The organism is Streptomyces sp. NPDC002788 (assembly GCF_053592115.1).
Genome location: NZ_JBSFVB010000024.1, coordinates 41,416 through 65,711 on the forward strand (window position 1 = coordinate 41,416; position 24,296 = coordinate 65,711).

The 24,296-nt window shown below is 71.1% G+C and carries 23 protein-coding genes and 3 pseudogenes; 6 read left to right on the top strand and 20 right to left on the bottom strand.

What is annotated here, in order from left to right:
• From ACWD1U_RS33180 to ACWD1U_RS33205, 6 genes and pseudogenes are all read right to left on the bottom strand, one after another.
• Entirely contained in the window at window positions 1-1,539 is a 1,539-nt protein-coding gene (locus ACWD1U_RS33180) for a DUF1996 domain-containing protein (protein WP_451113071.1), read from the bottom strand.
• A gap of 202 nt (window positions 1,540-1,741) precedes the next feature.
• A pseudogene (locus ACWD1U_RS33185) lies at window positions 1,742-2,143 on the bottom strand (LuxR C-terminal-related transcriptional regulator); the annotation flags it as partial.
• A gap of 12 nt (window positions 2,144-2,155) precedes the next feature.
• A complete protein-coding gene (locus ACWD1U_RS33190; RefSeq protein WP_451113072.1) occupies window positions 2,156-3,166 on the bottom strand; it encodes an NAD-dependent epimerase/dehydratase family protein in 1,011 nt (336 codons plus the stop codon).
• A gap of 89 nt (window positions 3,167-3,255) precedes the next feature.
• A pseudogene (locus ACWD1U_RS33195) lies at window positions 3,256-3,556 on the bottom strand (winged helix-turn-helix domain-containing protein); the annotation flags it as partial.
• 54 nt (window positions 3,557-3,610) lie between these two features.
• Window positions 3,611-4,642, bottom strand: a complete 1,032-nt coding sequence (gene glnII / locus ACWD1U_RS33200) for a glutamine synthetase (protein WP_451113073.1) — start codon at window positions 4,640-4,642, stop codon at window positions 3,611-3,613.
• A 220-nt stretch (window positions 4,643-4,862) separates the two neighbouring features.
• Entirely contained in the window at window positions 4,863-5,222 is a 360-nt protein-coding gene (locus tag ACWD1U_RS33205; protein WP_451113074.1) for an arsenate reductase family protein, read from the bottom strand.
• A gap of 229 nt (window positions 5,223-5,451) precedes the next feature.
• On the opposite strand from ACWD1U_RS33205, the gene ACWD1U_RS33210 reads away from it, so the two are divergent.
• A complete protein-coding gene (locus ACWD1U_RS33210; RefSeq protein ID WP_451113075.1) occupies window positions 5,452-5,766 on the top strand; it encodes a hypothetical protein in 315 nt (104 codons plus the stop codon).
• 68 nt (window positions 5,767-5,834) lie between these two features.
• Here the strand turns inward: ACWD1U_RS33210 and ACWD1U_RS33215 are convergent, their stop codons facing one another.
• Window positions 5,835-6,890, bottom strand: a complete 1,056-nt coding sequence (locus ACWD1U_RS33215; RefSeq protein WP_451113076.1) for an aldo/keto reductase — start codon at window positions 6,888-6,890, stop codon at window positions 5,835-5,837.
• Between the two features lie 100 nt (window positions 6,891-6,990).
• On the opposite strand from ACWD1U_RS33215, the gene ACWD1U_RS33220 reads away from it, so the two are divergent.
• Window positions 6,991-7,602, top strand: a complete 612-nt coding sequence (locus ACWD1U_RS33220) for a TetR/AcrR family transcriptional regulator (protein WP_451113077.1) — start codon at window positions 6,991-6,993, stop codon at window positions 7,600-7,602.
• A gap of 28 nt (window positions 7,603-7,630) precedes the next feature.
• Here ACWD1U_RS33220 and ACWD1U_RS33225 read toward each other — a convergent pair whose 3' ends face one another.
• The 5 genes and pseudogenes from ACWD1U_RS33225 to ACWD1U_RS33245 form a co-directional block, all read right to left on the bottom strand.
• Window positions 7,631-8,812 (bottom strand): winged helix DNA-binding domain-containing protein, encoded by a 1,182-nt coding sequence (locus ACWD1U_RS33225; RefSeq protein WP_451113078.1) that lies wholly within the window; start codon window positions 8,810-8,812, stop codon window positions 7,631-7,633.
• Window positions 8,813-8,902: 90 nt separating this feature from the next.
• Window positions 8,903-10,546 (bottom strand): alpha/beta fold hydrolase, encoded by a 1,644-nt coding sequence (locus tag ACWD1U_RS33230; RefSeq protein WP_451113079.1) that lies wholly within the window; start codon window positions 10,544-10,546, stop codon window positions 8,903-8,905.
• Between the two features lie 57 nt (window positions 10,547-10,603).
• Complete coding sequence (gene pspAB / locus ACWD1U_RS33235; protein WP_451113080.1) at window positions 10,604-11,188, bottom strand: PspA-associated protein PspAB; 585 nt, start codon at window positions 11,186-11,188, stop codon at window positions 10,604-10,606.
• 7 nt (window positions 11,189-11,195) lie between these two features.
• Entirely contained in the window at window positions 11,196-12,113 is a 918-nt protein-coding gene (htpX, locus tag ACWD1U_RS33240; RefSeq protein ID WP_451113081.1) for a zinc metalloprotease HtpX, read from the bottom strand.
• 97 nt (window positions 12,114-12,210) lie between these two features.
• Window positions 12,211-12,581 (bottom strand): annotated as a pseudogene (locus tag ACWD1U_RS33245) (signal peptidase I).
• Window positions 12,582-12,890: 309 nt separating this feature from the next.
• Here ACWD1U_RS33245 and ACWD1U_RS33250 point away from each other — a divergent pair.
• Window positions 12,891-13,487 carry a dihydrofolate reductase family protein gene (locus tag ACWD1U_RS33250; RefSeq protein ID WP_451113082.1) on the top strand — a complete coding sequence of 199 codons (597 nt, stop codon included), beginning with the start codon at window positions 12,891-12,893 and terminating at the stop codon, window positions 13,485-13,487.
• Window positions 13,488-13,766: 279 nt separating this feature from the next.
• On the opposite strand, the gene ACWD1U_RS33255 is transcribed toward ACWD1U_RS33250, so the two are convergent.
• Window positions 13,767-14,027, bottom strand: coding sequence for an SCO2583/SCO2584 N-terminal domain-containing protein (locus ACWD1U_RS33255; RefSeq protein ID WP_451113083.1), 261 nt, complete (start codon window positions 14,025-14,027; stop codon window positions 13,767-13,769).
• Window positions 14,028-14,170: 143 nt separating this feature from the next.
• Window positions 14,171-15,580: a type I glutamate--ammonia ligase gene (gene glnA / locus ACWD1U_RS33260; RefSeq protein WP_451113084.1), complete on the bottom strand. Its 1,410-nt coding sequence runs from the start codon at window positions 15,578-15,580 to the stop codon at window positions 14,171-14,173.
• A 210-nt stretch (window positions 15,581-15,790) separates the two neighbouring features.
• Between glnA and ACWD1U_RS33265 the strand changes: the two genes are divergently transcribed.
• Window positions 15,791-16,258, top strand: coding sequence for an RDD family protein (locus ACWD1U_RS33265; RefSeq protein WP_451113085.1), 468 nt, complete (start codon window positions 15,791-15,793; stop codon window positions 16,256-16,258).
• Window positions 16,259-16,331: 73 nt separating this feature from the next.
• Here ACWD1U_RS33265 and ACWD1U_RS33270 read toward each other — a convergent pair whose 3' ends face one another.
• The 4 genes from ACWD1U_RS33270 to lipB all read right to left on the bottom strand — a co-directional run bounded on the left by ACWD1U_RS33270 (window position 16,332) and on the right by lipB (window position 19,449).
• Entirely contained in the window at window positions 16,332-17,036 is a 705-nt protein-coding gene (locus ACWD1U_RS33270) for a DUF4191 domain-containing protein (RefSeq protein WP_451113086.1), read from the bottom strand.
• A gap of 78 nt (window positions 17,037-17,114) precedes the next feature.
• Window positions 17,115-17,327, bottom strand: a complete 213-nt coding sequence (locus ACWD1U_RS33275) for an SCO2195 family GlnR-regulated protein (protein WP_451113087.1) — start codon at window positions 17,325-17,327, stop codon at window positions 17,115-17,117.
• Between the two features lie 261 nt (window positions 17,328-17,588).
• Entirely contained in the window at window positions 17,589-18,554 is a 966-nt protein-coding gene (gene lipA / locus ACWD1U_RS33280; RefSeq protein WP_451113088.1) for a lipoyl synthase, read from the bottom strand.
• Window positions 18,555-18,648: 94 nt separating this feature from the next.
• On the bottom strand, window positions 18,649-19,449 hold the full coding sequence (gene lipB, locus ACWD1U_RS33285) for a lipoyl(octanoyl) transferase LipB (protein ID WP_451113089.1): 801 nt from the start codon (window positions 19,447-19,449) through the stop codon (window positions 18,649-18,651).
• A gap of 233 nt (window positions 19,450-19,682) precedes the next feature.
• Between lipB and ACWD1U_RS33290 the strand changes: the two genes are divergently transcribed.
• Window positions 19,683-21,155 carry a regulator gene (locus tag ACWD1U_RS33290; protein WP_451113090.1) on the top strand — a complete coding sequence of 491 codons (1,473 nt, stop codon included), beginning with the start codon at window positions 19,683-19,685 and terminating at the stop codon, window positions 21,153-21,155.
• Between the two features lie 71 nt (window positions 21,156-21,226).
• On the opposite strand, the gene ACWD1U_RS33295 is transcribed toward ACWD1U_RS33290, so the two are convergent.
• Both ACWD1U_RS33295 and ACWD1U_RS33300 read right to left on the bottom strand, forming a co-directional pair.
• Entirely contained in the window at window positions 21,227-22,633 is a 1,407-nt protein-coding gene (locus ACWD1U_RS33295; protein ID WP_451113091.1) for an NAD(P)/FAD-dependent oxidoreductase, read from the bottom strand.
• Window positions 22,634-22,818: 185 nt separating this feature from the next.
• The gene (locus tag ACWD1U_RS33300) at window positions 22,819-23,721 is read right to left on the bottom strand and encodes a TIGR01777 family oxidoreductase (protein WP_451113092.1); all 903 of its coding nucleotides are present in this window, start codon (window positions 23,719-23,721) and stop codon (window positions 22,819-22,821) included.
• Between the two features lie 72 nt (window positions 23,722-23,793).
• Here ACWD1U_RS33300 and ACWD1U_RS33305 point away from each other — a divergent pair, with 72 nt between their 5' ends.
• Window positions 23,794-24,291: an N-acetyltransferase family protein gene (locus ACWD1U_RS33305; RefSeq protein WP_451113093.1), complete on the top strand. Its 498-nt coding sequence runs from the start codon at window positions 23,794-23,796 to the stop codon at window positions 24,289-24,291.
• Window positions 24,292-24,296 lie beyond the last annotated feature (5 nt).

The following is a 24,296-nucleotide window of genomic DNA, read 5'->3' on the forward strand; positions in this document are numbered from 1 at the left end:
CTACTTGCAGTCCTCGCCGCTGTTGATGCACTGAACCACCTTGTTCATCAGGTTCTCGTCCATGACGTTGATGAAGTCGTTGTGGTCGGTGATCGGCTTGTGCAGCTGCTCCGGGAAGCCGTCCACGGCGTACGGGGCCTTCACCTGACCGTTCTCGATGGTCGGGGCCGGCACGTCGTACACCAGGCGGACCTGGAGCTGCGGGATCGCCTGGAAGCCGTTCGGGCAGCTGCCGTCCTGCTGGACGAAGGCGACGTGGTCGCGGTGGTTGGCGCTGTCGATGTTCTGTCCGTCCCAGCAGCTCTGGAAGTTGGACGTCCGCACCACCTGGCTGCCCTGGGGGCAGATCACGTACTTGTCGGTCACCTGCCGGTCCTCGAACCCGGTGCAGCTGAACGAGGTGTTGGCGTTCTTCAGGCCGTTGGTGAAGGCCTTGGCGTCACCGGTGATGATGCGCAGGAACTTCGGCATCGCGACGACGTCGCTCTTCTTGTTGCCGACGAACTTGATCTCGGCCTGGCTGGCCTTCAGGATCTTGCCGACGTTGCCCTCGGCGCCACCGCCCAGATCGCCCGCGTCGAACTCCTGCGTACCGTCCTGCAGACGCAGCACCGGCCAGTAGTACGTGGACTTGTCGGCCTGGTTCTTGCACGAGGTGCCGGCGTTGGCCAGGTCCTCGTCGCTGGAGAACGCGTCGTTGTCCTGGTTGCCGACATAGTCGTGCGTGTGGTGCGCGCCGTTGTCGACACCCGGGGCGACGATCAGGTTGTCACTGTTGAACAGGTTGTTCTCATTGACACCGCACTCGGCGGTGAAGGAGCCGGTGGAACCGCTGTCGCCGTTGGCGGCCAGACCGTTCTGCAGGTCCCGGGAGTTCGGCTGGACCTGGTTGATGTCCACGAAGTCGGCGGCCACCGGGCCCGCGGCCCCGTTGCCGTTGTCACCGACCTGACCACCGCCCTGGTCCTGGCCGTTGTCCTGACCCTGGTCCTGGTCCTGGCCCTGCCCCTGGTCCTGACCGCCGTTGTTCTGGTCGCCGTTCTGGCCGTTGCCGTCGTTGGTCTCCGGCTGGTCGGCGGCCATGCCCTTGCATGTGGCGAGCTGGTCGAGCCCCTGCGGAGCCTGGCCGCCCACGCGCCGGATGTTGATCCCGATCCGGTCGATGGCGGCAACCCGCTTCGACTGCAGCGGGCCGAGGATCGCGTTGTTGACGAAGCCGGGGTCACCAGCCTGCGCCTGACGTGTGGAGGCGAGCCTGGAGTACGCCTCGGTGATCTGCTTGTCGAGGTTCGCCAGCTCCTGGTCCACCCCCTGGCGGGCGCCGTCCGGCACGTCGGTCAGCTTCTGCCCCACGTCCGGGCACTGGATCGTGGCGATCTGTGCGCCCGCGGACTTCGTCTGGTTCGCCGAGTTCTCCTCGTGCGCCGAGGCATAGAAGTTCGCCCAGATCAGCCCGCCCCCACCGAGCGCTAGGGCCGCCGATGCGGCAATGGCCTTGGTGGCCAGTGGCGTACGGCGTTTTCTTGTGTTGCGTCCCATGGAACTCCTCTGACTTCCTTTTTCGGGGGCATCGAGGCGCCCGACAGGAGTGAAGCGGCTCCCTTCCTTACGGAAGGCGTCCCAGAGGTGTTCAGAGGTCTCGGAAATTGATGCGAGATTCGTGAGGGAGCTGTGTTCTCAACAGCCCCTTGCGCACCGGGAGTTGTCGATCCTCGACGGTGGGTGAAAAGCCGGTCCGGTTTCACCGGCCGTGGTCGAGATACGCGAGAACCGCCAGCACGCGCCGGTTGTCGTCGTCCGAGACCTCAAGGCCCAGTTTGGCGAAGATGTTCGCGGTGTGCTTGGCGATCGCCCGTTCCGTCATGACCAGTTTCCCGGCGATCGCCGCGTTGGACCGGCCCTGCGCCATCAGCTCCAGCACCTCCCGCCCTCGGGGCGTCAGCCGGGCCAGCGGCCGGCCGTCGCCCGCCTGCCGCGCCAGCAGCTGCTGGATGACCTGCGGGTCCATCGCCGTACCACCGGCGGCGACCCGCCGCACCGCGTCCACGAACTGCTCGGCGTCGAACACCCGGTCCTTCAGCAGATACCCCACCCCGCCGCTGCCGTCGGCGAGCAGCTCACGCGCGTACAGCTGCTCCACGCAGCGTGCGGTGATTCACGCGTCCGTGCCGGCCGCGAGCACCTTCGCCTCCACCGCCGGGTCGAGCCCCTTCCGCGTCCGGTCCGTCCGCTGGGGTGCGAAACCGCCGATGCCGCGCAGCCAGTCCCAGGTGTCGGCCACGGTCTCCTCGACGGTCCGGCAGCGCAGGCCGGTCGCGAGCGCCCCCGAGACGTCGGCGCTGTGCAGGGCGTCGTGCAGGTCGCTGCCCGGCGGCACCCACACCGGCAACTGGACCCACGGTTCGATGCCCGCGCCGAGGATCACCTCGGGCTCTGTCCACCGAAGTTCGGGCGCACCGCCCGTGACCCGCGCGCACGCCTCGAGGAACGTCCCCATCGTGGCGTGCCCCTGAGGACTCATCAGGTTGTAGGGGCCGCTCAGCCCTTGGTCCACCGCTCCGAGGGTCCATTCGGCCAGGTCTCGGACGTCGACGTACTGCAGGGGGAGGTCGCGCGGCCCCGGCGCCAGGACCGGGCCACCGCGCGCCATCCGGGTCAGCCACCACGGGAGGCGGCCGACGTTCTCGTACGGGCCGAGGATCAGCCCGGACCGTACGAGCACCGACCGGTCCTCGCCGAAGGCGTCCAGGACGGCCAGTTCACCGCCGCGTTTGTCCCGCGCGTAGTCGGTCGCGTCCGCGTCGGGCGAGGCGCCCTCCACCACGGGCGCGTCCTCGCCGTACCCGGCGGGCGGGGACCACGCGTACACCGAGCAACTCGACACGTACACGTACCGGCGGGCGCGGCCCCGCAGCAGCCGGGCCGCGTCCGCCACCGCGCGGGGCGCCGCCGACCAGGTGTCGACGACGACGTCCCACTCGCCCGCGTCCTCGGCCAGGGCGGCGAGGCCCCCGGGCGCGGTACGGTCGCCGAGCAGCGACCGCGCGCCCGGCGGTGCCTCGTGCCGCCCCCGGTGGAAGACGGTCACCTCCCAGCTCCGCTCCAGCGCCGCCTCCACGACGGCCCGTCCCACGAACTGCGTCCCACCGAGCATCAGAAGCCTCATGCCTCAGACCCTGCCCGGTGGGGCGAGGGGACGGAACGGAGATCTGCTGTCAGCAGACGGGCCGGCGGGGCAGGGGCCTCAGTGCGCCGTCGCCCGGCCATCTGGGCGGTGCGCTGCCGGTGTCGACGCGGATCAGCGGGTCGCGGTCCGGCTCGGACGGGACCCGGCACCGCCTGCCTCCGGCCGGTCCGGCACCGGCGCCGGGAACGACGGCTGCCGGTCGGCCGGGACGAGCACCAGGTAGCCGGTCATCGGCGGCTGCCCCGGCAGCGTGGGCAGGGTGTGCCGCGGCGCCGGGAGCCAGGTGGCACCGGGCGGCAGCAGATCCGCGACGGTCACCACCTCGTCCCGGTCGACGGCACGCAGCCGGTGCAACGCGGGGGCGCCCACCGTGAAGGTGGGCGCCCCTCGGGAGCCGTAAGGCGTCGAGCCGGGTGGCGTCGGTCAGACCTGGCCGGCCTTCTCCAGCGCAGAGCAGCAGGTGTCGACGAGCAGGCGGGTCACCACGTACGGGTCGACGTTGGCGTTCGGGCGGCGGTCCTCGATGTAGCCCTTGCCGTCCTTCTCGACCTGCCACGGGATACGCACCGAGGCGCCGCGGTTGGAGACGCCGTAGGAGTACTCGTTCCACGGGGCGGTCTCGTGCAGACCGGTCAGGCGGTCGTCGATGCCCGCGCCGTAGTTCTTGACGTGGTCGAGCGGCTTGGAGCCCTCTCCCAGCGACTCGGCCGCGGTGATGATCGCGTCGTAGTTCTCGCGCATCGCCTTGGTGGAGAAGTTGGTGTGCGCGCCGGCGCCGTTCCAGTCGCCCTTGACCGGCTTGGGGTCGAGGGTGGCGGCGACGTCGAAGTCCTCGGCGGTGCGGTAGAGCAGCCAGCGGGCCACCCACAGCTGGTCGGAGACCTCCAGCGGGGCGAGGGGGCCGACCTGGAACTCCCACTGGCCGGGCATGACCTCGGCGTTGATGCCGGAGATGCCCAGGCCCGCCTTCAGGCAGTTGTCCAGGTGCGCCTCGACGACGTCACGACCGAAGATCTCGTCGGCGCCGACACCGCAGTAGTAGCCGCCCTGCGGGGCCGGGAAGCCGCCCTTGGGGAAGCCGAGCGGGTAGCCGTCCTTGAAGAAGGTGTACTCCTGCTCGATGCCGAAGATCGGCTCCTGCGCCGCGAACTTCTCCTCGACCTCGGCCAGCGCGGCACGGGTGTTGCTGGCGTGCGGGGTGAGGTCGATGTTCAGGACCTCGCACAGCACCAGCACGTCGTCGCCGCCGCGGATCGGGTCCGGGCAGGTGAAGACCGGCTTGAGGACACAGTCCGAGGCGTGGCCCTCGGCCTGGTTGGTGGAGGACCCGTCGAAGCCCCAGATCGGCAGCGCGTCGAGACCGGCGGGGGAGCCCGCGATGATCTTGGTCTTGGAACGCAGCTTGGCCGTCGGCTCGGTGCCGTCGATCCAGATGTACTCAGCCTTGAAGGTCACGGGCCACATCCTTCGGGGGTGTGTCTGGGCGCGTATCGCGGGTGCTTGCGGCGCTGCGGCACTGGGGCGCCGCGTCAATGCCCGGCAGCCTGTCAACAGGCGATTTCCCGGCCATTGCTCGAATGTGAACCCCGTGTTACCTGGTGTCGCTGTGCCCTACCTCACGGTGTGAGGGTCCGCGTGCGAGGAAGTGGCGTTACTCAGCGGTTACAGGAGATCTCTAACGGGAGAGGGCGTCCCGTACGGCCTCGTCGGTGCGCGCGACCACCGCCGTGCCGTCGTCCGCGGTGATGATCGGCCGCTGGATCAGCTTGGGATGCTCGGCGAGGGCCTTGATCCACCGGTCCCGCGAACTCGCGTCCCTGGCCCACTCCTTGACGCCGAGTTCCTTGGCGGCGGCCTCCTGGGTGCGGGTGATGTCCCAGGGCTCCAGTCCGAGCCGGTCCAGCACGCCCCGGATCTCGTCCTCGCTCGGCACGTCCTCCAGGTAGCGGCGGACGGTGTACTCGGCGCCCTCGGCGTCGAGCAGTTGCACGGCACTGTGGCACTTCGAGCAGGCCGGGTTGATCCAGATCTCCATGAGGCCACGGTACGCGCCGTCGCCGCTGTTCGAATTTCTGCCGACTCACCCGCCCCTCGTGGACCTGCCGTGACGCCGCGCCAATTTCCGTTCCCACCTGGACTTTTACTGGACTCTGCGGACTGCCTGATGTCAGTGCCGGGCGGTAAACTGTAAGCAGTGTTCGAGGGTGGCGCCGGGATCGCCGAGGATCCCGGTGTGCCGCCCTCACCGCGACAGGAGGATGCCTGTGCCCGCTGCCGCACTCAAGCCGAAGCCGCTGCCCACCCAGTCCACCGCGAAGCGCCCCGTCCCGCTCGACCTGCCGTACGTACCCGTGGAGAAGCGGCCGCTGCCGCCGGGCCGGCCGCGCGAGTGGTACGTCTCGCACAACCGTCGCCTCAAGGCGATGCGCCTCGCCATCGCCCTGCTCGACTCCGGCGTCCACATGCCGAACCAGGCCCGCAACGAGACGATCCGCGACACGGCGGAACTGATCGGCGTCCACCCGCCGTCGGACACGACGTGCCACATGGTGAGGGCGCTCATGCGGTACTCGCGCTGACCCGATCCGCCCCGAGCCGACCGATCCCGAGCGCCGGGTGCCCTGTCCGCGGGGTGCCCGGCGCTTCGTCATGCCGCACGGCCCGGTGCCGCGAACACCGGCGGGTTCAGGCGGGCGAAGCCCTCCTGCCGCTCATAGGGGAAGTAGGGGTACGGCGCAGGGCGGTGGCTCGCCGCGTCGAGCTTCGCCACCTGCTCGGGGGAGAGGGTCCAGCCGAGTGCGCCGAGGTTCTGGCGCAACTGCTGCTCGTCGCGGGCGCCGATGAGCACGGAGGCCACCGTCGGCCGCTGTAGCAGCCAGTTGAGGGCGATCTGCGGCACCGCCTTGCCCGTCTCCTCGGCGATCTCGTCCAGCGCGTCGATCACGCCGTAGAGGTGCTCGTCGGTGACGGGCGGGCCGTAGTCGGCGGTGCGGTGCAGCCGGCTGCCGGGCGGGAGCGGTGTGCCGCGACGGATCTTGCCGGTGAGGCGGCCCCAGCCCAGAGGGCTCCAGACGATGGCGCCGAGGCATTGGTCGAGGGCGAGCGGCATCAGCTCCCACTCGTAGTCGCGGCCGATGAGGGAGTAGTACACCTGGTGGGCCACATAGCGCGGGTGGCCATGCCGCTCCGCTGCCGCGAGGGATTTCATCACCTGCCAGCCGGAGAAGTTGGAGACGCCGGTGTAACGCACCTTGCCCGCTCGCACCAGCGAGTCGAGCGTCTCCAGCACCTCCTCCACCGGTGTCCCGGCGTCGAAGGCGTGGAGCTGGAAGAGGTCGAGGTGGTCCGTGCCCAGCCTGCGCAGGGCGTCCTCGCAGGCACGGATCAGCCGGGAGCGGGAGGAGCCCGCGTCGCCCGGTCCGTCGCCCATCGGCAGACTCGTCTTGGTGGAGACGATCACCTGGTCCCGGCGGCCCTTGATCGCCTCCCCGAGCGTCTCCTCGGACGCGCCGGCGGAGTAGATGTCGGCGGTGTCGAACATCGTGATCCCCGCGTCCAGACAGATGTCCACCAGGCGGCGCGCCTCCCGCGCGTCGGTGCTGCCCCACGCGCCGAACAGCGGGCCCCGGCCGCCGAAGGTTCCGGCACCGAAGCTCAGCACCGGAACCATGAGTCCCGACGCGCCCAGTCGCCTGTATTCCATCTCGGTCCCCTCCCAGGAGTTACCCATTAATGGGTCTCTGGTTTCGTTAAGGGTTACTAAAGTAGCAGAGGGAAGGTATTAATGGAACAGGAGTGCCGTTATGGCTGATGGGGGCGAGCCGGGGACCGTGCGGCCCGGGGGGCGCACGGCACGGGTCCGTGAGGCGGTGCTGCGCGCGGCCGAGGACGCCCTGACCGAGCGGGGCTTCACCGGCCTGGACCTGGCGGACATCGCTCGCCGTGCCGGTGTCGGCAAAACGACCGTCTATCGCCGCTGGGGGACGGTGACCGGGCTGGTGGCGGACCTCCTGGCGGACATGGCCGAGCAGTCGGCGCCGCGCACCGAGACCGGTTCACTGCTCGGCGATCTGACGGCGAACGCCCGGCTGGTGCAGCGGACCTTGACGGACCCTCGACAGGGGCCGCTGTTCAAGGCGCTGATCGCCGCCGCCACCGGCGACACGAAGACGGCGGCGGCGCTGCACCGCTTCTACGACATCCGCGTCAGGGAGTGGGCCCCCTGCGTCCGGCAGGCCGTCGACCGTGGCGAGGTACCCGAGGGCACCGACACACACGAAGTGGTCCGTGCCGTCTCCGCCCCGCTCTACTACCACCTGCTGGTCAGCGGCGGCCGCCTCGACGAGACGATGGCCGACCGGGCGGCGGAGGCGGCGGCGACTGCGGCGCGAGCGGGGGTGTACGTACGAGTCTGACGCCGCGGAGCCCCGACGCCCCTCCTGGCTACGCCAGCTCCTTCTCCAGCGGCGTACGAAAACGTGGTGTGATCCTGGTCGTCCCCACCCACCCGCTCAGCCGCTCCGCTTCCCTCTCGATCGCAGCGAGTGCCTCCCGGCCCACCCCCTCCTCGTCGAGGATCCGCCAGACGATCTCCCCGTCGGGCCGCTGGGCCCACCCGCCGACCACGTGTCCGTTCCACCACACCGTCGGCCCGACGTTCCCGCTGCGGTCGAACAGCCGGGGCCGCAGCTCCGGCGCGAGATACCAGTCGCGCTGCTGCCACCCCATCGCCGTCGGGTCGAGGGCGGGCAGCAGCGCGGCCCAGGGCTCGCCGGGCGTGGCCACCTCGTCGACGTCGCCGTCGGTCACGTATCCCGTGCCCTCGTCCAGCGACACCGGCTGCGCTCCGATCGCGGACAGCGCCCGGCGGACCTCTGTCACCCGCCACCCCGTCCACCACTTCAGATCGGCCTCGGTCGCCGGACCGCACGCGGCGAGCCACCGTCTCAGCAGCTCCGCCTGCGCCCGCGCCGGGTCCAGTTCGGGGTGCTCGGGCGCCACGGCCCAGCGGAACTGGCTGGACGTCCAGGAGCCGAGCGGGCGGCCGCGTACGACCCTCCCCTCGACGCCCAGCACTTTCAGCAGCCGGGTCGAGACCGTGTGCAGGCCCTCGTAGCTCTTGCCGGCCGCGTACACGAACTGCTCCCGCAGCCGCGGCTCGTCCTGGGCGAGTTCGGCCGCCGTGGCCTGCCCGCGCCGGGCGAGTGCCGCCAGTGCCGACTCCTCGACCTCCTTCAGCCAGGCCGCGTCCGGCGCCCCGGCCGCCGCCATGTCCTTGCGCAGCGCGGCCCGCTCCCGGGCGGCGACCGCCAGGCCGGTCGAGGCGTGCACGACGGCGGTCAGGGCCGTGGGGAACACGAAGACCGTGTGCCGCATGCCGTGCATCCGCACCAGAGAACGGTCGTCGTACAGCGCGCGCCCGGTCTCCGCCACCGTCTTCGCCGGGTCCGCGAGCCGCGCGCCCACGGCCAGATACACCGTCGCCGGGTCCGTGCCGTGCAGGGCGACGAGCGAACTCGCGACCTCCTCGGGAGTCCCCGCCCGCGCCTGCCCGGCCAGCCGCTGCCGCAGCGCGAGCCGGGTCCGCCGTTCCGCCACCCCGATGTACCGCTGCGCCCCGCCCATACCGGCCTCCGTTCGTCACGTCCTCCGACCCGACTGCATCATCGCGAGCGCCACTGACAATCGGCCGTCGCCCGCACCGGCCACCGCCTCTCAGGAGTACCGCTCCAGCAGACCCGCCACATACGCCTCCAGCCGCCCGCCCAGCACCTCCGGCGTCAGATCGGTCCGGCCCAGCTCCCGCCACGGGCCCGCCAGCTTCGAAGCGTCGGGGGCGTAGGCCAGGGCGTCGAGCAGCCGCCAGTACAGGTGGTCCGGGCCGTCGGCCAGGTGCCGGCCACCGTGTGCCTCGTAGCGCTCCCGGAAACCGAGGCCGTACGCCGGGCCGTGCAGCAGTGCCAGGGCCGTCGAACAGTGGGCGACGTCCAGGTCGGCGGGACCCCACGAGGTGTCCACCCAGTCGACGACACCGCTGATTCGCAGGCCGGCCCCCGAGCCGGTGAACAGCACGTTCCCCGGATGGAAGTCGCGGTGCAGGAAACAGCCCTCGTACGGCGGCGGGTCGCGGCGGATCACGTCCACTGCTCGCCCCCACATCGCACCCTCGGGCGCGAGCACCCGCTCGGGGGACGTCCACGCCTGGTACAGCCGAGGGCGCTCCTCGGGAACGACCCGGTGGATCCGGGCCAGTTGGGCTGCCAGCAGGTCCACCCGCAGGTCCAGGTCGTCCTCCTCGTCCACCCGGACCCGGCCCGGCAGCACGGACATCAGCAGGGACGGGTGGTCGCAGTGCTCGGCGGTCGCGTCCAGGCCGGTCAGTTCGGGGGCCGGCACGCCCTCCTGCTCCGCCAGGAGTGTGAGAATCTCCGCCTCGCGGGCCAGCAGCCCGGGCGCGTGCCGCCGGAAGAAGGGCTTCACGAAGGTCCGCAGCGCCAGCTCGGTGCCGTCGTCGAGGGTGAGCCGCCGCATCTGGGCGCTCCAACCACCGCTCAGCAAGGCCGATTTGTCGACTGTACGGCCTTCCGGCAGCTGCTTGGCCACCCACGCGCGCGTGGCCGTCCAGCCCCGCTCGCCCAGCCCGGTCAGTACGGCCGTGACGAACTCACGCCGGTCGCCCGGGTGGTCACGGAACCACCGACCCAACCGGTGCTCCGCATCGGGCAGTTCCCAGTGGGTGAACTGGGCGCGGCGGGCCAGCGCCTCCGAGACGGCCTCCGTCACGGCGGGCGGGATGACCTCGTCCGTGCCCGGCACCGCGAGCACCGCCCGTCCCTCGTACGCCCGCAGGACGTCGAGCGCGGGCGACTCACGCCAGCTTCCCGGCCGCCGGATGATCTCGCTGAACCGCCCGTCCCCCGCACCGAACGGCACGTCCCACGCCTGAGCCGCATACACCGCCGGCGCACACAGCCCCAGTGCCGCCACCCGGTCCCCGTAGTGCCGGACGAGATCGGCCACCGTCTGGCCGCTCATGCTGGAGCCGACCAGGACCAGCGGCCCGTCCACGCGCGCGTGCGCGTCGATGACGGACACGGCCTGCTCGAAGCGGCGGCGCAGGCTCAGCTCGCGCAGCAGGCCGGTGCTCTCCCCGTGCCCGGAGAAGTCGAAGGCCAGGACGTGGCAGCCGTGCGCGGCGAACTCCGACAGCAACGGCATCAGCCGCTCCTTGCCGCCGTTGCCCGCGCCGTGCAGCAGGACGGCGGTCGCCCTGGCCGGCTCACCCGGGCCGGTGCCGCCGGACAGCCCGCTGAGTCGTTCACCGCCGACGGTATGTGTGAAGGGGATCAGCTCACTCATACGGCCATTCATTCACGCGGCCGGGCCGCGTGAGGCGCGATCACGCACAGCGGGCGATCACAGGCCCGGCGCTCCCCACAAGGGGAACCAGCGGCCCAGGTCCTGCTCGATCGGCAGGTCGCCGGCGAGCGCCGCCCGCACCTGGAGTTCCAGCGCGTTGTCCCGTCGCTGCGTCTCTCCCGGCACGGGCGCGAACGGGTAGAAGGTGCCGCGCTTGTAGAGGTAGACCAGGGCGAGGCGCCGGCCGGACCGGTCCTCGAACCCGGCCAGCGAGCACAGCAGTTGGGGGCCGTACCCGTTGACCTCCATCTGGCTGTTGACGGCGTGCAGATCGTTCACGAGCGCCGCCAGCTGGTCGGGAGAGCGGCGCGAGACCAGCCAGGAGTAGCCGTAGTCGTCCTGCCGCAGCTCCACCGGCGGGCCGTCGCGGTCGGTGTCCGCGTCCAGCAGCGCCTGCACCTCGCGGTGGGTCTGCTCGAAGGCCGCGCCCTCGACCGTGGCGAAACAGACCGCACCCTGCCCGGTGGGTGTGAAGCCCGCGGCGGCCTCGAGCGTCACGGCCGCCGACGGCAGCGCGAAGATCCGGTCGAGGTCCGCCACGACCGGCTTGGTCCGGCCGAGCAGGATGTCCATCAGCCCCATGCGTCGCTCACACCCCTCCGGGTGCCGCTGTCTCGCCAAGCTCGGCGGAGATCCGGCCCAGTTGGTCGAGCCGCTCCTCCAGGCTCGGGTGGGTCGAGAAGAGCCGGGCGACGCCGGGCTCGCGGCCGAGCGCCGGCGTGAAGTAGAAGGCGTTGAAGGCCTGGGCCGTGCGCAGGTCCTTCGTCGGGATGCGGGCGATGTCGCCGGAGACCTTGGTGAGCGCGGAGGCCAGCGCCGATGGCCGGCCGGTGAGCTGCGCGGCCGCCCGGTCCGCGGCCAGCTCGCGGTACCGGGACAGCGCCCGGATCAGCAGGAAGCTGATCGCGTACACGGCCGCCGACACGCCCATCACCGCGGCGAACACCGCGGCCGTGTTCTGGTCCCGCCTGCCCCCGCCGAACAACTGCGAGTAGAAGGCGAACCGCACGATCAGCCCCGCGAGCACACCCAGGAACGAGGCGACCGTGATCACGGCGACGTCCTTGTGCGCCACGTGCGACAACTCGTGCGCGAGCACGCCCTCCAGCTCCGCCGGCTCCAGCCGCCTGAGCAGGCCGGTCGTCACACAGACCACGGCGTGGTCGGGGTTCCGTCCGGTCGCGAACGCGTTCGGCATGTCCATACCGGACACGGCGACCACCGGTTTGGGCATGTCGGCGAGGGCGCACAGCCGGTCGATCACCGCGTGCAGCTCGGGGTACTCGTCGCGCTCCACGACCCGCCCGCGCATGGCGTACAGGGCGATCCGGTCGGAGAACCAGTACTGCGCGCCGAGCACCGCCGCCGCGACCACGACGACCAGCACCCACGACTTCAGCAGCACGATCAGCGCGGCCACGAACCCCACGTACACCAACCCGAGCAGGAACAGCGTGATCCCCATCCGGGTGGTCAACCGCCGATCGCTCCGGAAACGGCTGTGCATCTGCCTCACCCCGCAGTCAGGCACTCGTCCCACTGCCAGTGTGCACCCGGCCCCGCCCATGAAGGGGTCGTGGTCGCCCCCAGGACCGGCAAAGACGTCAGCCGTCGGCGGTCACCGCGTAGCCGGGCACGGACGGCCATCGGACGGTCAGCACCACCGACTCCTCCTCGGCACACCACGAGTGATCGACGCCGGGTCCCCACACCACGTAGCACCCCGCTGTTCCAGCAGAACGCTGCGCCCGGGGAGTTCGACGCGGAAGCGCCCGCTGATCAGGACCAGGAGCGCTGTCCGTTTCTCACCCCTCACCCACTGCGAGCGCTCGCCGCCCCGCGGGTGCACACCCCACTTGATCTCCACTGCCTCGCTGTGGCGCGGATCCCCGACGTCCTTGAAGTGCCCGAGGAGCCATCCCCGGTCCAGCGCCGCGTCCCGGCCCGCGTTGCCCACATACACGCTGTCGTTCACGTGGCCGGACGCTACCTGAGGCTTTCGGCCCCGGGGTGATGGTGATCTCGCTGGTGGTGTCTCCAAGTGTCATGCGGTCTCGCCGCCGCGCTGTCCTGCTCTGGCTCTGTTTGCTTCGAGCGACAGCGTCTGTCGGCTGGCTTCAACAGCAGTCGGCCCCGGCGCGCATGCGAATGTTCACTGAATTCGGCGACACAGTGGTTCACCCGGTCGATCGGGTGCATGATCGCTCAGCGGCCCCGCATCCTGGCCCCGCCACCCGGCGGCCCCGGGCCGCACCGCGACACCGGACTGACGGAAGGAACCTGCGTGCGCAGACTCGTCTACTACATCGCCACCACTCTCGATGGCTTCATCGCCGGCCCGGACGGCGCGGATCCCACCGGTCCGAACGGCTTCTGGCCCATTCAGGAGGACTACGTACAACACCTCGTCGCCGAGTACCCGGAGACGTTACCCGTCCAGGCCCGGCAGGCACTGTCCGTCACGGCGGCGGGCACGCGCTTCGACACCGTCCTCGAGGGCCGGCGCAGCTACGAGATCGGTCTCGCGGCTGGAATCACCGACGCCTACCCCCACTTGCGGCATCTGGTGTTCTCCCGAACCCTGACCGAGATCCCCGGCCCGGCCGTCGAACTGGTTGCCGACAACCCGGTGGCGACCGTGCGGGAGCTGAAGCAGCAGGACGGCAAGGACATCTGGCTGCTCGGAGGCGCCGAGCTGGCCGGCTCCCTGTACGCCGAGATCGACGCGATGATCCTCAAGGTCGGCCCGCTGACCATCGGCGACGGTATCCCGCTGTTCTCCCGCAAGGCTGCCTTCGACCCGCGCACCTGGACACTCGCGGATCAGACCGTCCTCAAAAGCGGTGCGGTTTTCCTGACCTACACGCGCGTCACCAGCTGAGCGCCCCGGCGGACGGCGCTTGTGCGAGGCCACGCGCGTGCGCGCTCAGCGTGTCGGGCAAGCGCCGCCGTGGTCGTTCGGGTCAGGTCGCAGGGAATCGGCAGCGGCCTGCCGGTCGCCGTGAGCGGGCTACGGCGCTCGCGGCGGCAAGGCGGAGGAGGGAGTCGATGCGGAGCGGCGGGGCCCCTCCCGCTCGAGCGAAGCCGAGAGTGGGGGAGAGTGACGACAACGCGGCGGTGGCGCGTGCCGGACACCGCGTCCGTGGCGTGATCAGTGCACCTAGTACGGGGCCCGGAAGTTGATGTACCCGAGCAGGACGATCACCGCCGCCACACAGCCGAGCACCACGGCCGTCGACACCCACGAGGACCGGCGACGCGAACCCACGTGCTCCGGGTCGGCGCGGAACGGCACGGGCCCGGGCGGGTCGTGCTTCCAGCGCGCGGCGAGCATACGGGCCCGGGCCGAGGGCTCCTTGTGCTCGGCGCTGTCCGCCCATCTGAGGTCGAACTCCCGCTCACCGTCGTGCCGTTCGGACATCCCCGTAACCTCTCTCGAACAACCGTGTCAGTACCGATGATCCCGCGTCCGGGGCCGTCTGTGAAGCCGGATCCGGTCATACGACGGTGCCCCCGCCTCCGCGAAGGGAGACGGGGGCACCGTACGGTCGACAGGGGTGTCGATCACACGTCGAAGTAGAGCTCGAACTCGTGCGGGTGCGGACGCAGCTGCAGCGGCGCGATCTCGTTCGTGCGCTTGTAGTCGATCCACGTCTCGATCAGGTCCGGCGTGAACACGTCGCCCTGGAGGAGGAACTCGTGGTCGGACTCGAGGGAGTCGAGGACGGCCGGGAGCGAGGTCGGGACCTGCGGGACGCCCGCGTGCTCCTCGGGGGCGAGCTCGTAGAGGTCCTTGTCGATCGGCTCGGCCGGCTCGATCTTGTTCTTGATGCCGTCCAGGCCCGCGAGCAGCAGCGCCGAGAAGGCCAGGTACGGGTTGCCGGAGGAGTCGGGCGCGCGGAACTCGACGCGCTTGGCCTTCGGGTTCGAGCCGGTGATCGGGATACGCATGGCCGCGGAGCGGTTGCGCTGCGAGTACACCAGGTTCACCGGCGCCTCGAAGCCCGGCACCAGGCGGTGGTAAGAGTTCACCGTCGGGTTGGTGAAGGCCAGCAGCGACGGGGCGTGCTTGAGGATGCCGCCGATGTAGTAGCGGGCGGTGTCCGACAGGCCCGCGTAACCGGCCTCGTCGTAGAAGAGCGGGGAGCCGCCCTGCCACAGCGACTGGTGGACGTGCATGCCCGAGCCGTTGTCACCGAAGATCGGCTTCGGCATGAAGGTCGCCGTCTTGCCGTTCTTCCACGCCACGTTCTTCACGATGTACTTGAAGAGCTGGAGGTCGTCGGCGGCGGCGAGCAGCGTGTTGAACTTGTAGTTGATCTCGGCCTGGCCGGCGGTGCCCACCTCGTGGTGCTGGCGCTCGACCTTCAGGCCGGACCGCTCCAGCTCCAGGGAGATCTCGGCACGCAGGTCGGCGAAGTGGTCGACCGGCGGGACCGGGAAGTAGCCGCCCTTGTAGCGGACCTTGTAACCACGGTTGTCCTCGAGGGCACCGGTGTTCCAGGCGCCGGCCTCGGAGTCGATGTGGTAGAAGGACTCGTTCGCGCTGGTCGCGAAGCGGACGGAGTCGAAGACGTAGAACTCCGCCTCCGGACCGAAGTACGCCGTGTCGGCGATGCCGGTGGAGGCGAGGTAGGCCTCGGCCTTCTTCGCCACGTTCCGCGGGTCACGGGAGTACTGCTCGCCCGTGATCGGGTCGTGGATGAAGAAGTTGATGTTCAGCGTCTTGTCACGGCGGAACGGGTCGACCCGGGCGGTCGACAGGTCCGCGCGCAGCGCCATGTCGGACTCGTGAATGGCCTGGAAACCCCGGATCGAGGAGCCGTCGAAGGCGAGCTCCTCCTCGGCGTCGAACGCCTCCGCAGGCACCGTGAAGTGCTGCATCACGCCCGGGAGGTCGCAGAAGCGGACGTCGATGAACTTGACGTCCTCGTCCGCGATGAACTTCTTGGCCTCGTCGGCGTTCTGGAACATCCAGCTCCTCCTACTCCCGACCGTCCCGCCGGGGTGGTAGTTCGTTCGTGCGGCCAGTGCGGGTGGCACACGCTGACCTCGACCCTAGGGACGGGTGATTTCTCTGGCGTGACCCAATTGTTTCGCGCAAGTTAACCGGCTCCGCTTTCACCGTAGCCCCTACGCACCCCGCCGAGCCCTGGTCATATACGGGCGCAGTACCGTGGACGGGTGGACAACAGGCAAGCACTCGGATCGTGGCTTTCCGGGCCCCGCGCGGCCGCGGAAGAGGCCGGTGTCGACTTCGGATACCGGGGTGAGCAGCTGGGTCTGCCCGAGGAGGGCCCCGGCTCGATCGCCCGTCCGGGCCGCCGGCTCGGCGCCCTGGCCGTGGACTGGGGTCTGAGTCTCCTGATCGCATACGGCCTCATCACCCAGAGCTACAACGAGGCGGCCCAGATCTGGGCGCCCCTCATCATGTTCGCTCTGATGGTGCTCACGGTGGGTACGGTCGGCTTCACCCCGGGCAAGCGGCTCCTCGGCATCCGGGTGCTCGCGCTGGACACCGGCCGCGTCAGCCCCTGGCGGGCCGTCCTGCGGACCGTTCTGCTCTTCCTCGCGATCCCCGCCCTGATCTGGGACCGCGACGGCCGCGGCCTGCACGACCGGCTGGCGGGCACGGTCGAGGTCCGCATCTGACGGGTGTCATGCGCCGATGACGAAGGGGCGCCCGGAGTGGTCCGGGCGCCCCTTCGCCGTCGTGTGCGGGGTGTCAGCGAGCCTTCGGCCCGCCGCCCTTCGGCAGCCGCATGCCCTTCGGCATGGGCCCCTTCGGCAGCGGCATGTTGCTCATCAGGTCGCCCAGGGCGCGCAGCCGGTCGTTGGTCGCGGTGACCTGCGGACCGGTCAGTACGCGCGGCAGCTTCAGCATGGTCGTGCGCAGCTTCTTCAGCTCGACCTGGCCCTCGCCCGTGCCCACCAGCAGATCGTGCACGGGGACGTCCGCGACGATGCGGTTCATCTTCCGCTTCTCGGCGGCGAGCAGGGCCTTCACCCGGTTCGGGTTGCCCTCGGCGACCAGCACGATGCCGGCCTTGCCGACCGCGCGGTGCACCACGTCCTGGTTGCGGTTCATCGCCACCGCGGGGGTCGTCGTCCACCCCCGGCCGATGTTGTCGAGCACCGCCGCCGCGGCACCGGGCTGGCCCTCCATCTGCCCGAAGGCGGCCCGCTCGGCCCGGCGCCCGAACACGATCGCCGTCGCGAGGAAGGCGAGCAGGAGGCCCAGGATGCCGAGATAGATGGGGTGACCGATCAAGAAACCGATCGCGAGGAAGACACCGAAGGTGACGATTCCGATAGCCGCGAGTACAAGACCGATCTTCTTGTCGGCCTTGCGGGTCATCTTGTAGGTCAGGGCGATCTGCTTCAGTCGCCCGGGGTTCGCAGCGTCCGCTGCGGTTTCCTTCCTCGCCATGCCCCGAAGTCTACGTGGCCCCACAAGCGCCGACGACGGCAGTGTCCACCGGGCCTCGAGGGTGCGGGGCGGGGGGGGTCAGGGACGGACCGAGACGGACCGGGAGACGGACTGCTCGAGAACGCGCTGCGCCTCGAACCGGTCCTTGGCGCGACGGCGGTCCTCCAGTACAGAGGTCCAGGCGTTGCGGCGGGCGGTGCGCTGACCGCTGCTCATCAGCAGCGACTCGACTGCACGCAGGGCGGTCGTGAAGGACGGGATCGCGGTGGCGCGAACGGGCGCGGCCTGCATGGGTGAGGTCCCCCCTCGGTGCGGGTGTACGTGCTGTGAGTCCAGCGTCACTGATTGGTGTTACCAGGGCGTGTCCGACCGGTCAAACACCCATGAAGCCTCGGCGGGGGGCGGCCGAACGCGAACGCGGTCCTGACATGCGCCCTCATCTGCGAGGACGGTCAGGACCGCGTCGAATCGGTCACTACCGACGAGTAGTGTCTTGTGCGCGAATTCACACGAGTGTCTCGCCCTGTACTGGGCAGAGACGGTGGCGGTTCGTCAGACGGCCTGGGGCGCGATGCGTGCGTCCCGCTGCTCCATGGCCATCCGGTAGAGCCGCCCGGCGCGGTACGAGGAGCGCACCAGCGGGCCGGACATCACCCCGGAGAAGCCGATCTGCTCGGCCTCCTCCTTCAGCTCCACGAACTCATGCGGCTTGACCCAGCGCTCCACCGGGTGGTGGCGCACGGAGGGGCGCAGGTACTGCGTGATGGTGACCAGCTCGCAGCCCGCGTCGTGCAGCTGCTTCAGCGCCTCGCTGACCTCCTCGCGGGTCTCGCCCATGCCGAGGATCAGGTTCGACTTGGTGACCAGGCCATAGTCACGGGCCTCGGTGATCACCCGCAGGGAGCGCTCGTAACGGAAGCCCGGGCGGATGCGCTTGAAGATCCGCGGGACTGTCTCGACGTTGTGCGCGAAGACCTCGGGGCGGGAGGAGAAGACCTCCGCCAGCTGCTCCGGGACGGCGTTGAAGTCGGGGGCGAGCAGCTCGACCTTCGTCCGGCCGGCCTCGCGTCCGGCGGTCTGCTGGTGGATCTGGCGCACGGTCTCGGCGTACAGCCAGGCGCCGCCGTCCTCCAGGTCGTCGCGGGCGACGCCGGTGATCGTGGCGTAGTTCAGGTCCATGGTGACCACGGACTCACCCACGCGGCGGGGCTCGTCGCGGTCGAGCGCCTCGGGCTTGCCGGTGTCGATCTGGCAGAAGTCACAGCGCCGGGTGCACTGGTCCCCGCCGATGAGGAAGGTCGCCTCGCGGTCCTCCCAGCACTCGTAGATGTTCGGGCAGCCGGCTTCCTGGCAGACCGTGTGCAGACCCTCGCTCTTCACGAGGTTCTGCATCTTGGTGTACTCGGGGCCCATTTTCGCCCGGGTCTTGATCCACTCGGGCTTGCGCTCGATGGGGGTCTGGCTGTTGCGGACCTCCAGGCGCAGCATCTTGCGTCCGTCGGGTGCGACTGCGGACACGACCGGCTCCCTAGCGATTGATTCTTCGGCGCCCTCAAGGGTACGCCCGTCGATTTGAATGCCTGTGTGGGTGCCAGCCCCTCCACAGCCCGTTTTATGCCGCCGGCGTCTTCTCGATCTCCCGGGGCCTCAGCTCCGCGTTCTCCAGCACGTCCCTCAGGTGGCGCTCGACGACCGGCAGGACCTCCTCGATCGTCACATCGCGGCCCAGTTCGTTCGCCAGGGAGGCGACACCCGCGTCACGGATCCCGCACGGGATGATCCGGTCGAACCACTTGTTGTCCGGGTTCACGTTGAGCGCGAAGCCGTGCATGGTGACGCCCTTGGCCACGCGGATGCCGATCGCGGCGATCTTGCGGTCCTCGCGGCGCTGGCCCGCGTTGGACGGCGCGTACTCCGGGCCGTTCAGGCGCGGGTCGAACTCCTCGTCGTGCAGACGGGGGTCGAAGTCCAGGGCCAGGCCGCCGAGCGCGGGGCGCCGCTCGACCGGGTCGCCCAGTACCCACACCCCGCTGCGGCCCTCGACCCGGCTCGTCTCCAGGCCGAACTCCGCGCAGGTGCGGATCAGGGCCTCTTCGAGGCGGCGTACATGGGCCACGACGTCCACCGGGCGCGGGAGCTTCTGGATCGGGTAGCCCACCAGCTGGCCGGGCCCGTGCCAGGTGATCTTGCCGCCGCGGTCCACGTCGACGACCGGCGTGCCGTCGAGGGGGCGCTCGTTTTCCGCCGTGCGCCGTCCGGCCGTGTAGACCGGCGGGTGCTCCAGGAGCAGGACGGTGTCGGGGACCTCGTCCGCGAAGCGCGCCGCGTGCACCCGGCGCTGCTCGTCCCAGGCCTCCTGGTACTCGACGGCCTCGTCACCGAACCCCATGCGGACGAACCGCAGACCACTCATCGGCAAGCGCCTCCCTCGGACGGTGTGTCAGGCACGTAACGCGCCCAAGCCACTGTACGTCCGGCCCGGACACGTCAGTCCCGGGGTCAATCCTCACACGATCGGATGAATGTCCGGGGAAATGTGTGATGGGGTGTTTACTCTCCGCTACATTCGCGCCGTTCAGCAAGGCATAAGGCCTGCTCACAGGCAATCCGCGCACGAAGGCCGGAAGGCAGGAGACCGCACCGCAGATGACGGAACGACCCGCGCAGCGCACCCCCAACCGACAGCTCGCCGCGCTCATCGCAGAAGCGGGGTTCTCCAACGCGGGACTCGCCCGTCGCGTGGACCAGCTCGGTGTCGAACACGGGCTCGACCTGAGATACGACAAGACCTCCGTCACCCGATGGCTGCGCGGTCAGCAGCCCCGGGGGACCACGCCCGCCCTGATCGCCGAGGTCTTCACCCGGCGCCTGGGCCGCCGCCTCACCGCCCAGGACCTCGGCCTGGACGCCTGTGCCCCCGTCTACGCCGGGTTGGAGTTCGCCGCCACCCCCGAGGAGGCCGTCGACATCGTCAGCGGGCTGTGGCGCAAGGACTCCGGCAGCCACGCCGAGCTCCGCAAGATCGCCTTCACCCCGGCCGGGCTCGTCGTGCCCAGCCGGGACTGGCTGATCGGCCGGGCCGACGAGAAGGTCGCCCGGGGCGAGCCGGCAGCCGCCCGCATCCCGGCGCAGGGCCGCCCCGCTCTCCGCCCCCCGGCCGAGCAGGACGCGGCGTCCCCGCCCCGCCGACGCGGCCCGGCCGAACGCGGACCCGGCCAGAAGGTCACCGCCGGCGACATCGCCGCCCTGCGCTCGGTCGGCGAGCTCTTCCGCACCCTCGACGACGCCTACGGCGGCGGCCACGCCCGCCAGGCCCTCGTGCGCTACCTGGAGCACGAGTGCGAGCCGATGCTGCGCGGCACCTACGGCGAGCAGACCGGCCGCCGGCTGTTCGCGGCCGCCGCCGACCTGACCCGGCTCGCCGGCTGGACCTCGTACGACATCGCCGCGCACGGCCTGGCCCAGCGCTACTTCGTGCAGGCGCTCCGGCTCGCCCAGGCGGCCGGGGACCGGACGTACGGGGCGTACGTACTGGTCACCATGAGCCGCCAGGCCGTCTACCTCGGGCACGGCCGGGAGGCCGTACAGCTCGCCCGGGTGGCCCAGCAGGGCGTCGGCACCTCCGGCCCGCCCGTCCTGCAGGCCCTGCTGCACGCCTCCGAGGCGCGCGGGCACGGGGTGCTCGGCGAGGTCCGGGCCTGCACCGCCGCCCTGGTCCGAGCCGAGCGCGCCCTGGAGACGGCCCGGCCCGGGGACGACGTACCGCACTGGGTGAAGTTCTTCGACGAGGCCCAGCTCGCCGACGAGTTCGGCCACTGCCACCGCGACCTGCAGCAGTTCCGCGCCGCCGCCCAGCACGCGGAACGCTCACTCCAGCTCCGGGCCCCCTCCTACGCCCGCAGTCGCCTCTTCTGCCGCGTCGTCCTCGCCACCGCCCGCCTCGGCCTGGGCGAGATCGACCAGGCCTGCCGGCTGGGGGCGGAGGCGGCGGGCCAGGCGGCGGAGATGCGCTCGGTGCGGGCCGTGGAGTACGTCAGGGACTTCGAGCGGAGACTGGAGCCCTACAAGGACGCGGCGCCCGTGCGGACGTACCGCGACAAGGTGGCGGCCCTCGGGTGAGGCGCCTTCTCGCGGGGTACGGGCAGCCGCGGGCGATCGCGATCTCCACGCACCCGCACCCGGCGAAGCACCTACGCGGCCCGCGGCACAGTCGGCAGGGGATCGGCGGCATGCATGGACCGCCCGGCCCCCAGATCCGCCAGAATGGCCGCCGAAGCCCGATGCCCGGAGTGCAGGGCGCCTTGGACGGTGCTGGTGTCCCGGTGATCCCCGCACACATAGAGCCCGGCGATCAACCGCACCGGCCGCCGCAGATCATGCGGCGGCCGCATCGCCGGCACCGCCTCCACCGTCCGGTGCACGGCCAACGTCTCCCACCGGGCCGTCGACATCCCGTACAGCCGCGCCAGATGCATCCGCACAGCGGTGTCGACATCCCCGGGCGCACGCCCCAGCACCGTCGACGACACCAGTGCCCGCCCGGCCGGGGCCCGGGACGGATCGACCTGGCTGACCACCGCCGTATGCGCGACCGGCCCGCCGAGATCCGCGTCGAGCAACAGCGACGCCCCCGTCCCCGGCGGCTCGTCGGTCGTGTGGTGCACCACCGTCACCGGATGGAACTCCGGCACCCGCAACCCGGGCAGCAGCCCGGCCGCGGCCCGGGCGTCCGTCGCCACCAGCACCGCCCGGCAGCGGATCTCACCGTGCTCCGCGGTGGTCACCGAGGTCGTGGAGACGGAGGTGACTCGCACGCCGGTGTGCACCGTGCCCGCAGGCAGCGTCCGCGCCAGCAGCTCCGGCAGGGCCTCCGCGCCGCCCTCCGGCACGCACAGCCGACCGCTCGCGAAGGCGCGCAGCGCGAGGTCCGCGCACCGGCTGGACGTCGTCAGGCCCGGGTCGCACAGCAGGGCCGCGAGCAGCGGACGCAGGAAGCCGTCGATCGTCCGGGCGGGCAGTCCGCGGGCCGCGAGGGCCTCACCGGCCGGCAACTCCGGGCGGGCCAGCAGCCGTTCGGCGGGTGTGTCCGCCAGCCGGGTCAGGGCGGCGCCGAGGCGGGCCTGGTCGACGGCCGTGCCGAGCGGGGCGCCGGACCGGCTGCGGGGCACGGATACCTGCCGGCCGGGCACGGCCACCGGCTTCCTGGGCGGCCTGGGCGCGGACGGCGACCGGGGCGCACTCGCCAGCGCACGGACCGCGTGCAGTGCGCCCCGTGCACCCCCTGCGCCCGACTGGACGCCCGCGCGATGGTGGCGGCCGTCGCCGTGCAGCAGCACTCCGGGCGCGAAGGGGCGCAGCACCAGTCCGCCCAGGCCGGGTGTCAGCCGTAGTTCGGGATACGCCGTGGACAGCAACTGGCCGACCCTGTCGAGCCGGAAGCCGTCGATCTTCTCCGTGGCCATGCGGCCGCCGACGTGATGGGCGGCCTCCAGGACCGTGGTCGTCACTCCAGCGCTGGTCAGCCGGTGCGCGGCCGAGAGTCCGGCGACCCCGGCTCCCACGACGACCACGTCCGCCTGGTACGCGGGCTCAAGCACGTGCCCCTCCTCGAGGTTGCGCGGGCGCTGGAGACGTCATGCCCTCAACAGGCCCCAGGGATACGCGAGTTCTGGTCGAGGGTAGGGCGGTGATCAGTCAGGGGGAGTCGCGCATCGACAGGGCACGGTCGCACAGCGGTCGCATACGGGCGCCGGAGGGCATCTCGTGATCGCAGGGGCTAGTGTCACAGCGCCGCCCGGATCGCCCCCTCGATCTCCGGGAAGGCGAACCGGAAGCCCGACTCCAGCAGTCGCGTCGGCAGTACCCGGGCGCTGCCGAGCACGTCCCCGGCCATCTCGCCGAGCACGGTCCGCAGCACGGGCGCGGGCACGGCGAACAGCGTCGGGCGGTGCAGCACGCGCCCCATCGCCGCCGTGATCTCACGGTTCGTCAGGGGGTTCGGGGCGGTGATGTTGAACGGCCCTGACAGGCCGTCGGTGTCGATGAGATGCCGGATCGCCGCGATCTCGTCGTGCAGCGCGACGAACGACCAGTACTGCCGCCCGTCGCCCATGCGTCCGCCGAGCCCGGCCCGGAACAGCGGGAACAGCCGCCCCCACGCACCGCCCTCGCGGGAGACGACAAGCCCGGTCCGGGTGAACACCGTGCGGACGCCGGCCTCCTGGGCGGGGGCGGCGGCGGCCTCCCACTCCACGCACAGCTCGGGCAGGAAACCCTTACCCGCCGGCGCGCTCTCGTCCACGGTCCGGTCCCCGGTCTCGCCGTAGTAGCCGATGGCGCTGCCGTTCACCAAGACCCGCGGCCGGTCCCCCTCGTCCAGCGAGGCGACCGCCCGGGCGAGGGCCGCCGTGCCGTTCACCCTGCTGTCGCGGATCCGCTGCTTGTAGGCGTCCGTCCAGCGCCGGTCGCCGACCCCGGCCCCCGCCACGTTGACCACCGCGTCGCACCCGGCGAGCCCGGCCGCGTCCACCTGCCCGCTCTCGGGGTCCCAGCGGACCTCTCCGGCCGCCCGAGGAGTCCCCCGCACCAGGCGGTGCACCTCGTGCCCGTCGGCGGTCAGAGACCGCACCAGGGCGCCTCCGATGAGACCGGACGCACCCGCCACTGCGATTCGTGAGCGTTCCATGGCCCCATCCTGCCCGGCGGCCCCGCCAAAACCGCTGTCGGGCCACGGCCTTCTCGACCTAGGGTGACGCCCATGCCCGAGCCCCGCGAAGTCCGCATCCGCACCGCCATGCCCGGGGACGGCGAGGAACTGGCCCGGCTCGACCGCCTCACCTGGTCGCACCTGCACGCCGTGACGCCCGAGCCGCAGCCGCCCTACCCGCCCTTCTTCAGCGAGCGGCACGCGCCCGAGGACTGCCTCGTCGCCGAACTGGGGGACCGGCTCGCGGGCTGTCTCCGCCTCGGCTTCCCCACGCCGCTCGAATCGAACCGGCACGTCCGCCAGATCCAGGGTTTCGCCGTCGCGGAGAACGCGCGCGGCCGGGGTGTCGGGCGGGCCCTGATCCGGGCCGCCGTCGACGATGCCCGCCGGCGGGGCGCCCGCCGCCTCACCCTGCGCGTCCTCGGCCACAACACCCCGGCCCGCAAGCTCTACGAGGCCGAGGGGTTCGTGGTGGAGGGGATTCTGCCCGAGGAGTTCCTGCTCGACGGGGAGTACGTCGACGACGTGTTCATGGGGCGCTTTCTGTGAGCCGG